This window comes from Enterocloster bolteae (assembly GCF_002234575.2).
GTDB classification, from domain to species: domain Bacteria; phylum Bacillota; class Clostridia; order Lachnospirales; family Lachnospiraceae; genus Enterocloster; species Enterocloster bolteae.
This window is the reverse complement of the sequence record NZ_CP022464.2, coordinates 5,277,608-5,289,942: the sequence shown is the minus strand read 5'-3', so window position 1 is coordinate 5,289,942 and position 12,335 is coordinate 5,277,608. Positions and strand designations below refer to the sequence as shown.

General features: G+C 46.7%; 16 protein-coding genes. All 16 read left to right on the top strand.

Annotated elements, in window-relative coordinates; all coding sequences use genetic code 11:
- The first annotated feature begins 2 nt into the window (after positions 1-2).
- The 16 genes from CGC65_RS24385 to CGC65_RS24305 all read left to right on the top strand — a co-directional run bounded on the left by CGC65_RS24385 (position 3) and on the right by CGC65_RS24305 (position 12,021).
- The gene (locus tag CGC65_RS24385) at positions 3-404 is read left to right on the top strand and encodes a phage structural protein (protein ID WP_002578677.1); all 402 of its coding nucleotides are present in this window, start codon (positions 3-5) and stop codon (positions 402-404) included.
- 62 nt (positions 405-466) lie between these two features.
- On the top strand, positions 467-733 hold the full coding sequence (locus CGC65_RS24380; RefSeq protein WP_002578678.1) for a hypothetical protein: 267 nt from the start codon (positions 467-469) through the stop codon (positions 731-733).
- 291 nt (positions 734-1,024) lie between these two features.
- Positions 1,025-3,343 (top strand): phage tail protein, encoded by a 2,319-nt coding sequence (locus CGC65_RS24370; RefSeq protein WP_146111404.1) that lies wholly within the window; start codon positions 1,025-1,027, stop codon positions 3,341-3,343.
- Between the two features lie 11 nt (positions 3,344-3,354).
- Complete coding sequence (locus CGC65_RS24365; protein WP_002578680.1) at positions 3,355-3,948, top strand: phage baseplate protein; 594 nt, start codon at positions 3,355-3,357, stop codon at positions 3,946-3,948.
- Positions 3,949-3,968: 20 nt separating this feature from the next.
- Positions 3,969-4,331 (top strand): phage baseplate plug family protein, encoded by a 363-nt coding sequence (locus CGC65_RS24360; RefSeq protein WP_002578681.1) that lies wholly within the window; start codon positions 3,969-3,971, stop codon positions 4,329-4,331.
- Positions 4,331-5,182, top strand: a complete 852-nt coding sequence (locus CGC65_RS24355; protein WP_002578682.1) for a phage protein — start codon at positions 4,331-4,333, stop codon at positions 5,180-5,182. The genes CGC65_RS24360 and CGC65_RS24355 overlap by 1 nt, the downstream gene beginning before the upstream one ends.
- 9 nt (positions 5,183-5,191) lie before the next feature.
- Positions 5,192-5,590: a Gp138 family membrane-puncturing spike protein gene (locus CGC65_RS24350; protein WP_002578683.1), complete on the top strand. Its 399-nt coding sequence runs from the start codon at positions 5,192-5,194 to the stop codon at positions 5,588-5,590.
- A 4-nt stretch (positions 5,591-5,594) separates the two neighbouring features.
- On the top strand, positions 5,595-5,963 hold the full coding sequence (locus tag CGC65_RS24345) for a contractile injection system sheath initiator (protein ID WP_002578684.1): 369 nt from the start codon (positions 5,595-5,597) through the stop codon (positions 5,961-5,963).
- Positions 5,956-7,140: a baseplate J/gp47 family protein gene (locus CGC65_RS24340; RefSeq protein ID WP_002578685.1), complete on the top strand. Its 1,185-nt coding sequence runs from the start codon at positions 5,956-5,958 to the stop codon at positions 7,138-7,140. The genes CGC65_RS24345 and CGC65_RS24340 overlap by 8 nt, the downstream gene beginning before the upstream one ends.
- Before the next feature lie 10 nt (positions 7,141-7,150).
- Positions 7,151-7,834, top strand: a complete 684-nt coding sequence (locus CGC65_RS24335; protein WP_002578686.1) for a hypothetical protein — start codon at positions 7,151-7,153, stop codon at positions 7,832-7,834.
- Between the two features lie 11 nt (positions 7,835-7,845).
- Positions 7,846-8,865: a phage tail-collar fiber domain-containing protein gene (locus tag CGC65_RS24330; protein WP_007037969.1), complete on the top strand. Its 1,020-nt coding sequence runs from the start codon at positions 7,846-7,848 to the stop codon at positions 8,863-8,865.
- 369 nt (positions 8,866-9,234) lie between these two features.
- Positions 9,235-9,981, top strand: a complete 747-nt coding sequence (locus tag CGC65_RS24325; protein WP_002578688.1) for a DUF4376 domain-containing protein — start codon at positions 9,235-9,237, stop codon at positions 9,979-9,981.
- Complete coding sequence (locus tag CGC65_RS24320) at positions 9,959-10,381, top strand: putative ABC transporter permease (protein ID WP_038283127.1); 423 nt, start codon at positions 9,959-9,961, stop codon at positions 10,379-10,381. Before CGC65_RS24325 ends, CGC65_RS24320 begins: the two co-directional genes overlap by 23 nt.
- A gap of 13 nt (positions 10,382-10,394) precedes the next feature.
- Complete coding sequence (locus tag CGC65_RS24315; protein ID WP_007037967.1) at positions 10,395-10,892, top strand: phage holin family protein; 498 nt, start codon at positions 10,395-10,397, stop codon at positions 10,890-10,892.
- Between the two features lie 85 nt (positions 10,893-10,977).
- The gene (locus tag CGC65_RS24310) at positions 10,978-11,181 is read left to right on the top strand and encodes a hypothetical protein (protein ID WP_002578691.1); all 204 of its coding nucleotides are present in this window, start codon (positions 10,978-10,980) and stop codon (positions 11,179-11,181) included.
- Positions 11,182-11,247: 66 nt separating this feature from the next.
- On the top strand, positions 11,248-12,021 hold the full coding sequence (locus CGC65_RS24305; RefSeq protein ID WP_002578692.1) for a hypothetical protein: 774 nt from the start codon (positions 11,248-11,250) through the stop codon (positions 12,019-12,021).
- The last annotated feature ends 314 nt before the right edge of the window (positions 12,022-12,335 follow it).

The window sequence follows — 12,335 nt, the reverse complement described above, 5'->3', positions numbered from 1 at the left end:
GAATGGTAACAAGTTATGATCCCAAAAAAGTGAATGTTAATGTGGATGGAACAACCCTGACGGGATTTGCCAGTGATGGTATTATCACGGTATCCAAAAGTGAAGATGCTGTTACGCCGAATGTGGGAGTACAGGGTGATGTGGTATATGAAGAGAATGCCAATGAAAGCGGGACGGTCGCAGTTACACTGCAGCAGACATCCTCATCATTGCAAAAGCTCAGGAACCTGGCATCAAACCGGAAACGATTTGCTCTAACAATTTCAGATGCCAACGACGACGCACCTGCCAACGTTAGCGGTTCAGAGTGTCGCATCTTAAAAGAACCGGATGTAGTTAGAGGAAAGAATACAAGCACGGTGACAGTCAATATCTATGTGCCTAATCTTAAAATCAGGCAGTAACAATGTCGATGGAATGGCCACAGCGTCCAAAGGGACTAACAGAAAGGAGCTATAGAAAATATATGGCAAAGCAGAAAAAGGTAACAGTAAACGGAACAGAGTATACATTGCAGAGCGTTTCGCCCACATGGTATTTCAATCACAATGATGAATGTGGAATGACTGGAGGGAAGAGGAAAACGGTAAATTACATAGATGGCCTGATTAAGAATATCGTGATTTCACCGAAGGAAGTGAGCACCCAGGGGATATCATACTTTGAAGAGGCAGAGGATATATCCACTCCGGAGAAGCTTATGACTGAAATTGAATCCTTTCTTAGAGGATGAAAAGGATATCGGGAAGGCACAGATTCGGGCGATACGCAACCAGGAGTTTTGGTCGCTTGTTTTTAGCACAGGGAAAATCGCATATACAGAATGGTGTAATATGTGCTTGTCGGAGTATTATGAAGCCAGGGAAGCCTATATCAACTATAATGAGAGCTTAAAGAGCAATCAGTGACCAATGTCGCGATTGCTCTTTTCTTTTAGGAGGGATGAAACTTGGAGGACAAGCGGAACCTGACCATGGGAATTCGAGTTTCAGCTACGGATACCATTGGACAGTTGACCAAAATAATGGAATCCATAGATGAAATTAAAGAAGGATTCCAAAAAGCAGAGGATAAAGCAGAAAAATTCGGAAGTGAGGCCGCCGAGAGTGCCGGGACATTGGCCCACGGGATGCAGGATGCCAGACAGGAAACATCAAAGGTAGCCACCTCTATGGATAAATTGTCAGATTCAGGGGATAAGGTAGAGAGTTCGGCCAAAGGCGCTAGAAGGGCGCTTGAGAACATGGGGAGCGCAGCATCGAAAAGTGCAACCGAGGCGAGGAAGGACCTGAATAATGCCAGCGATGCAGCGGATGAATTCAGAAAAGAAATCAATAAAACATCAGAGGCAGGAGAAGACGCTTCGAATACTTATCGAAGTATGGGGGCAGAGGCGGATGGATTCGGTTCTGCTGCTGCTCGTTCTGCTGCAAAAGCCTTAAAAGAAACCAATTCTCTTGGAAAGGCCGTAAAGGCAGGATTCCAGGGAGCATATGGATTTGCAGGAAAACAGGCAGAACAGTTTGCCAATAAGGCCAGAGACGGGTTGGAAGAGCTGGAGACGGCCCTTAAGAATCCAATCCAAACAATCAAAAATAAGCTGGTGGATGCCCTGGAAAAGGCAGGGAAGAAAATTAAGGATACCGGGGATAAATCCGATGAAACAGGTGATGACTTAAAGCACATGGGAAATGACGGAGAATCAGCCGGGACAAGAATCAAAGATGCCGTAGGAGGGGCTGTAAAATCATTTTTTGCTATTTCTGCAGCCATTGAAATTGTGAAGGCGGGTATCGAGGCGGCAAAACAGCTAGGATCTGCCATCAAGGATGCAGGAATTGCTTCGGAGCAGACAGGAGCAAAATTTGGAGCTATGTTCTCGGCAGATTCAGGTGTGCAGGAGTGGGCCGATAATTTTTCAGATGCCATCCACCGGAGCAACACTGAAGTGCAAGGCTTCCTTGTTTCGAATAAGGCCATGTACCAGGAGATGGGAATTACCGGGACAGCGGCAGAGGACCTATCTAAAATCACCACATCACTGGCCTATGATTTTGGAACAGCCTTTTCGCTGGATGATGCAGAAGCCCTATCAGTCGTACAGGACTATCTAAAAGGCAATACGGAAGCGATGGCTGAGTTTGGGATGCAGATTGATGATGCGGCCTTGAAACAGTCTGCCATGGAGATGGGACTGGGAAAGAATATTGACGCATTGGATGAAGCTGCAATGGCACAAGTAAGAATGAATGCATTATTGCAAAATAGTACGGAAATCCAGCAGGCAGCGACTAAAAAACAGGAAGGATATGCGAACAACATCAAGAGCTTGAAGGGCATCTGGAGTGACTTCCTTTCTGGAGCTGCATCAAAGTTTGCGCCTGTGTTTACAGAACTTACAAATACAATCATGGCATCATGGCCACAGATTGAACCAGCCTTACTGGGCATGATAGATATGCTTAGCAATGGATTTGCAGCAGGAGTGCCGGTCATCATGGATTTGGCAACAGGCGCACTGCCGGGACTGATATCGACATTTGGTGAACTGATGTCGGCTGCCGCACCCATAGGAGGAGTTCTGCTCGATATGGCAACCACTGCACTGCCGCCGCTCATGGCTGCCGTGACACCACTTATTCAGACATTTAGTACATTGGCTCAAACTGTGCTCCCGCCGGTTTCTAGGATTATTGGAAGCATTGCAACCACAGTGGTGCCGCCATTGGTTAACATACTTAAATCCTTGAGCGACAATGTAATCGCACCGCTTATGCCACATATTGAGAGTATTGCAAATGCAATCCTGCCGGCATTATCTGCGGGACTGAAGATTATACCACCTATATTATCAGCCATCTCCCCTGTTCTGAGTGGAATTTCAGGGGTCCTCTCGAACGTGGTAGGATTTCTGGCAAAAATTATGGAATGGGCAGCAAATGGATTAGCAAGCCTGCTGGAAAAGATTGCTGGTCTGTTTGGTGGCGGCTCAAAGGCGGCGGCCTCAGCCGGGGCAAATATTCCACATAATGCGGATGGAGATAATTACTTCCAGGGAGGATGGACGCACATCAATGAACGCGGAGGAGAAATTGCCTATCTGCCATCTGGATCAACCATCGTTCCAGCGGACAAGAGCGAACAGATAATCGCAGGCGGGAGACAGCAGAGTATAAAAAACGATGTGAATTTTAATCCGACTATCAGGATAGAGATTCTTGGTGGCAGTAACGAGGGAACGCCTGGAATGATGGAGGACCTCAAACAGACAGTCAAGGAACTATATCAGGAAATGCAGGAAGAACATTTCGCGAACCTGGCAATCCAACAAGGAAATGCGTAAGGAGGTATCAGATGGCATATAGAATCACAGGAAGAAAGACCGGGACTGTAAAGTTCCAGCCGGCTACAGGCACTATCACCCAGGAGACCATGACGAAGAGTAGCAAGATGACCTCCAATGCCATTGAAGGAGGAAGCACCATTGAGGACCATGTAAGCCTCAATCCGGAACAGTTCCAGATTGCAGGAGTGGTAGTAAGAAACTGTGGATCCTACAAATCCCAACTGGATTACATGTGGAGGAGCCGGGATTTAGTAACTTACGTCGGAAAGTTCCGCGTGACGGATTATATCATTATCAATCTGCAAATGAAGAACCTTCCGTCAAATAAGAAAGGGTTTGCATTTACTGCGACATTACAGAAAGCGAATATCGTATCAGGACAGTATGTAGAATTAGGACAGGCACTCCTTATGAGTCAGCAGGACAAGGGAGAAAAAAGCAAGGGTACCGGCCAGGCAGAGGCCATCAAGGCAGCCGGGCTTAAAACAAAGGTAAGCGAACAGATTAGTCAAAGCTCATACGCATCCTATGTAAATTCCTACAATGGAAAAAGCAGTGCAGGACCAAATCAACGAAAGACTACGAGCTTTAACGGAGTATAAAAGAAAAGAGAGTGACTGGGATGACCAATGAACTACAGACAATGGGGTTGACGTCAGAAGTTGAATATATACCTGTGGATGCATCAATGGTACCGTATACGTTTTCTGTCAAACTTGATGACCGCACATATTTCATGACAATTAAATATAATGACCCGGGAAGTTTCTTCACGATAGACTTGGCCTTAATGGCGACGGGAGAGGTGTTGTGTTATGGGGACCCTGTAAGATATGGAAGACCTATGTTTAACTCCATCGAAGACGCAAGGTACCCGATTCCGGTCATTGTACCATATTGTCTGACTGGAGAGGTTAATGAGGTAACATACGACAATTTTGGAAATGAGGTGAAGCTGTACCTGCATGAGAGGAGGACGGACTGATGGCATTTTTTATTCGTTCCGCTTCCCTTCAGATAGGGCCGCTTAAATACAGTATGAATGACGGATTTTACTTCGAATTCGAGGTTCCCTTCCATGATTCGGAGCAGCTAACAACTGCTTCATTTACAGTAAACAATTTGAATGCGACATCCCGTGCAGGAATCCAAAAGAACCAGGTCGTGATACTTAATGCGGGATATGAGGACGACATGGGCGCTCTGTTTGTTGGTCAGGTGACGAGCTGCAATCACCGACAGAATGGAGTAGAGTGGCAGACGAAGATTACTGCCACTGCGGCCTTGGACCAGTGGCTCAATTCTGTAATCAATAAGACCTATACTGAAGGAAGTCGGGCAGAGGACATTGTACGAGACCTGCTCAATATTTTTGGACTGGAGGTTGGGGCCTTCCAATTAGTCAAGAATACACTTTATCCGCGTGGACGAGTGTGCTCTGGAAAGCTCAAAGATATACTAACAGAAATTGTGATAAACGAATGTAAATCAAGATTTCTTATACGTTCAAATCAGGTTATTATCAATAATCCAGCAGATGGGGTAAATAAGGGATACCTACTTACGCCAGATGCAGGATTACTGTTCCGGTCCGAGGATTCGGATGTCACTATGATAGAAGCTCCAGAAACAAAGGAGGTTTCGAAAGAGAAAAAGGCATTTGAAGAGAAGACATGGAAACGTCAATGCCTTCTGAATTACCGTATGGGACCCGGGGACGTAATTCAAATTCAATCCCGTGATTTAAACGGCAAATTTATGATTGTGTCAGGGACGCACAAAGGTTCACCAACCGGTACGTGGATAACAGAAATTGAATTCAAGGTTGCAGGATAGGAGGATACCATGGCACGAAAAACCAATGAACTTTACAATTTGCTTGCGAATGAGAAAAAAATTATGCAGCGAATTCGATGCCACGACATTGTCAGGGTGGAAGACTTTGATGCGGTAAGAATGACCGTTACCGTAAAACCCCTGGTGCAAAGGGAGATGGCTGGGGCCTACGTTTCGCCTCCGCCAATTCTAGCCGTCAAGGTAGCTTATATACCGCTTGAAATAAAAGTGGATGGAAAAACGGCGGACGTGAATGTTCAAATCAAAAAAGGGGACATTGGAGTGGTAGCTTATCTGGACATGGATAGTGATAACTCCATCCAGACGGGAGCGGATAGCAAGCCAAACACTGATAGAATTCATTCGGGGGATGATGCGGTTTTTGTTGGAGTAATCCGGAAAGGGTGATGATATGTCTAAAACAGCATGGAAGATTGACCCGGAAACAAAGGACTTATCTTTTACAGACGAAGGAATGCTTGAAGTTCTGGAGGATGACGCTGCTATTGCACAGGGAGTAGCACTGACCTTGGGAGCCTGGAAAGGAGACTTTGAGTTGGTGCCCAGTCATGGGACAGATTACGAGCAAATACTCGGGACAGTAGTGGACGAAGAGACCACGGACGAAGTTCTACGCGAGGCAATATTTCAGGAGGAACAGATAACCACAGTGGAGAGCCTTGGCGTGACACAGGGAGAGGGTAGGAAAATGACAGTAACTTGGTCAGGACGGTTAAGCGATGGAAAAACAATAAGTATGGAGGTGAATACAGGTGGATGATGAGTGGGGCCTCACGGAAAAAGGATTTTACCGACCAACCTACACTGTGCTATTAAATGCATTGGAATATAAGGCAAGGGAGCTGTATGGAGATGGAATAATTCTTACAGTACGGTCACCACTGGGTCTATTCTTAAGAATTCTGGCATGGGTATGGAATATTCTTTTCGCATGTCTGGAGGATGTCTATAACAGCCGATTTGTGGAAACATCTGTAGGGAACAGCTTATACAATTTAGGAAAGAACATTGGAATGCACATGCTGACAGAGGGGAAGGCTTCAGGATATATTACAGTGACTGGAACATCTGGATCCACTATACCGGCAGGATTCCTGGTTGCGACAAATGGGGGGCTGCAATACACGGTTGTGGATGCCATCACTCTGTCGGAATCAGGAACAGGGCTTGCACTGATACGTGCGGTGGAGACGGGGCCGGAATACAATACAGCTGCTGGAACCGTGAAGGTAATCGTAAATCCTTCATCGGTAAACGGGGTTGAATCAATCACAAACAAGGCTGAGATATCCGGCGGACGTATAAAGGAAACAGACGCTGAGTTCCGGGCACGTTATAATAAGTCTGTGGATTATGCAGGAGGCGTCAATGCGGACGCAGTCAGAGCAGCGTTAATGAATGATGTTGAGGGCGTATCGAGTGCCTACGTATACGAGAATGATACAGACGAGAGCGACACCACGTATAACTTGCCACCACATAGTCTGGAGGCCGTGGTATATGGAGGACTGGACGAGGAGATTGCGAAAGCAATTTACTCCAGAAAGGCAGGAGGAATACAGACTGTTGGAAATAAGGCGGTCAATGTACTTACGGCTTCCGGTCAGCAGCTGGAAGTCCGTTTTTCACGGCCGACGACGAAAAAAATATATGTGAAGGTGACAGAACTTCAGACAGGTGAGGGATTTCCGGGCGAGGACAAGGTCAGACAAGCATTAATTGACTACATAGGCGGAACAACGGTCGGGGGGCTCGAAACAGGAATGGATGTCATATACATCAAGATACCGGGTATCCTTACTGCGATTCCAGGTGTGGAGGACTTTGAGCTGCAGATTGGCACGAGTATGACCTCTTATGCAAAAGAAAATATAGCAATCGGTTACAGAGAAAAGGCAATAACGGATAGCACAGCAATCAGCATAACAATGAAATGAGGTTGATGGGATGAGCTTTGCCACGCGCATGTTAGACATGCTTACCAGTGCATACATAAGGACAGATATACAAAAACTTGAGAAGTCGGAACCACCAGAGACAAATATAGGAAAACTGTTTTATCTTGCAGGATGGGGATTCGATATTCTGCAAGAGCAAACGGAAAAAGTTCGACTGTGGGATAATATTGATAAAATGCAGGGAGCCGTACTGGATAGTTTTGGAAACAATTACGGCGTGGCTCGAGGAACGGCGACAGATGAAATATTTAGAATCATGATTAGGGTCAAGATTCTTGCTATGCTTGCATCAGGTAACTTGGATACCCTTATTTTATCGGCAGCAAGTCTATTTGGAATAAAAGCAGAGGATGTCAAATGTGAGGAGGTATACCCAGCTAAAGTATATATATACATCAATGAGGATGAGCTGGACGAAGAGCATAAAAATGTGGCCGGAATTATCGCTGAGTTGATGAACCGGATTAAATCCGGAGGGATTGGAATTAGAATATTCTATCGTACTTACAGCGCACATAAGACAACTGTCTATGTTGGCGCCTCGGCTTGTCTGGCCACATTCATGAATATTCCACCAACAGCGATTAATAAAAAGACAGAAAAACAAGTAAAACTGAAGATAGGGGTCGGGACATTGCTATGTGTGACGGCATCCTATCCCGCCAGCCGATAGGAGGAATTTAAATGGCAGGAACAGTACTAACAAACAAGGGTCTTGCACTGATAACAAAATTGATGGCAGCGCAGGCCACGTTATCCTTTAGCCGTGTGGCCGTGGGGACTGGAAGGGTACCGTCCGGATATGATGCCCAGAATATGACAGGTCTTAACGAATATAAGATGGACGCAACGATAGAATCCTGCGGCGTGAGTACCGAACAGCCAGACGTGGCTTATATCGTTACACAAATCAGCTCCGTTGGCGTATCAACGGGATTTGCAATTACGGAGGCCGGGGTATTTGCCACAGACCCAGATGATGGAGAAATCCTTTATGCGTACCTGGACCTTACGCAGGATCCACAGTACATATATGCATCCACGGATGCAATCAGTAAGTTTGCGGAAATCACATTCAACGTTTTGGTTGGTTCAGTAACAAGCGTAACGGCAATTGTATCGCCAGGAGCATTAGTAAAAAAATCAGAATTTGATAATTTGAAAACAAGAGTGGAAGATGTTGAAACCCCTGAGTTTGACGCCTCTGGAACCGCGGAGGGCATAACTGATAAAACAAGCCTACTGGCCAGCTTTGTCACAAAGATGCCACTTGTAAAATTTATGCGCAATGTGGTGGCCGGATTTAAGTTGGTCTTATATTCAGGACAGATTGTCAATAACTGCGTGACAGACCGGCCGGATCTGCCGGGTTCGGCCGCACAGCTAAAGGTACTGATGGACCTTTATACTGTGCTCAATACCAAGATAGGTTCCAAGGTGGCTGTGGTGTCTTTTATAAAAAGCAGCATCCCCATTGCTGCCGGTGCCGACTTTTTTGCCTATATTCCAATCGACATAGATACTACGGATGCTATATGGGTCTTTCCTGTTCTAACAGACGCGCCTGGAGACAATTGCACCAAGGTTAATATAAGCACCTGCGTATGGCAGGACGCATCCAAACAGATATATGTTAATGGATGCAACCTGGCATCTGGTGCAGCAAATATAAGCCTTGCTGGCGTACTGATAGCGATTAGATAATCCCAATAATTTTAGTTATCGGAATGTCAGATGTTGAGATTGTGCCAGCACAGTATCTTGTATTATTCGTAAGCCGGATCGTATTGCCATTCCGGATTACTGAGAAGGTATCTATGTAAAGGGCGCTATTAGCCAAATACGTGAAAGTCAAGATTGAATCACGCCATACCGAATGGGCGCCGATGCTATTATGGAATATCAATACTCTGTAATTGCTACAATCCGGGACATCCTCTGGGGTGGTAAAAAAGCTGCTTCCCGTCCAGAGTATCTTACCATAATTATCATTCTTGGTATTGAGCACAACAAGCAACTCGTAAACCGGGCCCCGCAAGGGCCTTTTTATAATTCAAAAAAAGGAGTGAATCCATGGAAAAAATCAGAATTGGAAAGGAAGAACGACGGTATGAAATCAGCAGCATCCGGCCAGAATCTGCAAACGTCCTGGAAATCGTCTTTTCCGGCGCAATCCCGGCCATATGGGGCGACATTACAATCTATACAGATGATGGTACAGAGGCCACCACCCTGCACGGCTATGAGACAGTGTGGAAGCAGGGAGGAAATAGGGTATGGTTATCCAACGACGGAAGTGTTTACACACCTCCAGTCCCTCCGGAGCCAGCGGTACCACCAGAACCATATGTGCCGACACTGGCAGAGGTTCAAGACAACAAAAAGGCCGAGGTAAATGCGGCCTGTGAGGCCATGATTGTATCAGGGGTTAATGTAACATTGGCGGATGGAACAGTGGAGCATTTTGATCTAAAGGAGCGCGACCAGCTCAACCTATTTGGCAAGCAGATACAGGTCAACGCAGGATTGGAGAGCATCGAATACCATACCGACACCACTCCTACAACCAACTGTAAGTACTACAGCAACGCAGACATGCAGTCCATCATCCAAGCGGCCATGTGGCACGTCAGCTACCATCAGACGTACTGCATCAGTCTCAAGGTATGGATTGATGCCTGCGAGGCCAAGGAAGAGGTGGCAGAGATATTCTATGGTGCAGATATTCCGGAACAATATCAATCGGAGGTGCTCAAGGCATATCTTATCCAGATAGCAGCTGAGATGGGGGTGGATAATGGCACGCCGGCGAGTTTATAAGTATGTCACCTTGTGGAGCATGGGAGGACTGCTATACATACTCATGGAGGTTGCGTGGCGCGGCAGGAGCCACTGGACCATGTTTGCGTTGGGTGGCCTGTGTTTTATTGGCCTGGGACTGATTAATGAGGTCCTGCCATGGGATATGCCCTTATGGCAGCAGGTTGTGATTGGCGCCGGTATTATTACAGTGCTGGAGTTTTTGACTGGATGTGTAGTTAATTTGTGGTTGGGCTGGGGCGTATGGGATTACAGTAATAAGCCGGGTAATATCCTGGGGCAGATATGTCCGCAGTTCTTCCTGCTGTGGCTGCCGGTAAGCCTGGCTGGGATAGTACTGGATGACTGGTTACGGTATTGGTGGTGGGGCGAGGAGCGGCCGTGTTATAAAATATTATAGAAAGGTGAGGTTAATGAAAATGAAAAGAGAATATGTAATTACAGTACAGGGGGCGCTGGCAGCAGCTGGTGCCTTTTTAAGTGCGAAGCTAGGAATCCTTTATCCGGTGCTGTGCATCCTAATGGGTACGATGGTGTTAGATTACATAACCGGGATGCTGGCCAGTAAAAATGAGGCCATAGACCATCCGGGTGATGCCAGCTATGGATGGAGCTCCAGAAAAGGGGCTAAGGGTATCATTAAAAAGGTGGGATACCTGTGCGTAATTGCCGCGGCTATGGTGGTTGATTATGTGATTGTTTTTGTGTCGGCAGAGCTTGGGATGCAGATATCCGTCAAGGCCTTCTTCGGGCTCCTGGTGGCGGTCTGGTACTTACTCAACGAGTTGCTGTCCATCATTGAGAATGCCGGTCGTATGGGTGCCAATGTGCCGGAATGGCTGCGTAAATATATCGCGGTATTGAAGGATAAGATTGACAATACAGATTATCAGGGAGGCAGCAGGACATAAAAGGAGGTGGTCCGTATATCTCCCGACCGCCAGGGTAATGGCGGTAAACTTATTAACCCCAAAAAAGGAAAGAGAGGTACATATTATGGCAAAATTAACAGGAAAACATGCAGCACGTATTCCGGGGAATGGAGGATATCTGGCAGAGGGGCCGGACTTGCAGGAAAAGCAGCCTACTCCATACCTGTATGATGGACCGACAGACACACCGCATCCAGGTAAACACCAGAGCGGTGTGGGAGGTCCAAGTGACAGTAATAATAATGGAGTAGACGACGAAGAGGAGTAAGTTGCACCGGTACAACAATGGCCCTAGGGTATTCCTGGGGTCTTTTTAAATTGGAGGAAAAATACTATGAGTAAAACAGCTGAAGGATTAATACAGCACTGCAAGGACAAGCTGGGCACCCCTTACGTCTACGGCGCCAAGGGCGAGATACTGACGCAGGCCATCCTGGACAGGCTTGCCCGGGAGAACCCAAGCACATACACATCAACTTATAAGGCCAAGGCGGCTAAGTACATAGGCCAGCGTTGCACGGACTGCAGCGGCCTCATCAGCTGGTACACCGGGCGCATCCGGGGCAGCTACAACTACCATGACACAGCCGTGGAGCGGGCAGGTATCGACCACCTGAATGAGTCAATGACCGGCTGGGCGCTCTGGAAGCCGGGCCATATCGGGGTGTACATAGGTGATGGATATTGCATCGAGGCCAAGGGCATCAACTACGGAACCATCAAGAGCCGCGTGACGGCCACTCCCTGGCAGAAAGCCCTTAAGCTCTGCGACATCGACTACACACCGGTCCCGGTGACATACACCCAGGGATTCCAGCCGGCGGCAGACGGGCAGCGCTGGTGGTACCAGTTTGCAGACGGAAACTATGCGGCTAACGGCTGGTACTGGCTCCAGGAGATGGAGCGGAGGACATGGGGATGGTACTTATTTGACAGCGAGGGTTATATGCTGACCGGCTACCAGGTGGACCCAGCCGGCGAGGCATTTTTACTCTGCCCAGTAATAGGCAGTAATGAGGGCAAGTGCATGATTACGGATGCCAGGGGTGCACTGCAGATTGCGGATGAGTACGACATGATAAAACGACGGTACATGTTTGAGTGGTAGGTCCTTTTTAAAATTGGAATGGTACTGATATTTTTTCATACTATTCTGATGAGTGCAAAATAGTGTTATAAATGCATCATATGCGCGTTAATTCATTGCTTTCCACGCCATTTATAATGAAATTGAGACTCTGTAGGGTGGTAGCGGAATTTTTCTCCGTTTTTAGGTAAAAGAGGAGAGAACAGCAATTTTTTGCTGGCTTTGTTTACGAGAAAACACATATAAATTTACCTTAAAGGTAAATAATTAAGTTGACTTACCATTAACTAAATAGTATAATTAAATCGCTCAAAGAATAAACTGGAGGTGATGAG

What these genes read in the sequence shown, in the direction of transcription:
- CGC65_RS24380 (WP_002578678.1), top strand. Translation starts at nt 467, where the DNA reads ATGGCAAAGCAGAAAAAGGTAACAGTAAACGGAACAGAGTATACATTG.
- CGC65_RS24350 (WP_002578683.1), top strand. Translation starts at nt 5,192, where the DNA reads ATGGCACGAAAAACCAATGAACTTTACAATTTGCTTGCGAATGAGAAA.
- CGC65_RS24320 (WP_038283127.1), top strand. Translation starts at nt 9,959, where the DNA reads ATGGCACGCCGGCGAGTTTATAAGTATGTCACCTTGTGGAGCATGGGA.
- CGC65_RS24365 (WP_002578680.1), top strand. Translation starts at nt 3,355, where the DNA reads ATGGCATATAGAATCACAGGAAGAAAGACCGGGACTGTAAAGTTCCAG.
- CGC65_RS24370 (WP_146111404.1), top strand. Translation starts at nt 1,025, where the DNA reads ATGGAATCCATAGATGAAATTAAAGAAGGATTCCAAAAAGCAGAGGAT.
- CGC65_RS24330 (WP_007037969.1), top strand. Translation starts at nt 7,846, where the DNA reads ATGGCAGGAACAGTACTAACAAACAAGGGTCTTGCACTGATAACAAAA.
- CGC65_RS24305 (WP_002578692.1), top strand. Translation starts at nt 11,248, where the DNA reads ATGAGTAAAACAGCTGAAGGATTAATACAGCACTGCAAGGACAAGCTG.
- CGC65_RS24385 (WP_002578677.1), top strand. Translation starts at nt 3, where the DNA reads ATGGTAACAAGTTATGATCCCAAAAAAGTGAATGTTAATGTGGATGGA.
- CGC65_RS24355 (WP_002578682.1), top strand. Translation starts at nt 4,331, where the DNA reads ATGGCATTTTTTATTCGTTCCGCTTCCCTTCAGATAGGGCCGCTTAAA.
- CGC65_RS24345 (WP_002578684.1), top strand. Translation starts at nt 5,595, where the DNA reads ATGTCTAAAACAGCATGGAAGATTGACCCGGAAACAAAGGACTTATCT.
- CGC65_RS24310 (WP_002578691.1), top strand. Translation starts at nt 10,978, where the DNA reads ATGGCAAAATTAACAGGAAAACATGCAGCACGTATTCCGGGGAATGGA.
- CGC65_RS24315 (WP_007037967.1), top strand. Translation starts at nt 10,395, where the DNA reads ATGAAAATGAAAAGAGAATATGTAATTACAGTACAGGGGGCGCTGGCA.
- CGC65_RS24360 (WP_002578681.1), top strand. Translation starts at nt 3,969, where the DNA reads ATGACCAATGAACTACAGACAATGGGGTTGACGTCAGAAGTTGAATAT.
- CGC65_RS24325 (WP_002578688.1), top strand. Translation starts at nt 9,235, where the DNA reads ATGGAAAAAATCAGAATTGGAAAGGAAGAACGACGGTATGAAATCAGC.
- CGC65_RS24335 (WP_002578686.1), top strand. Translation starts at nt 7,151, where the DNA reads ATGAGCTTTGCCACGCGCATGTTAGACATGCTTACCAGTGCATACATA.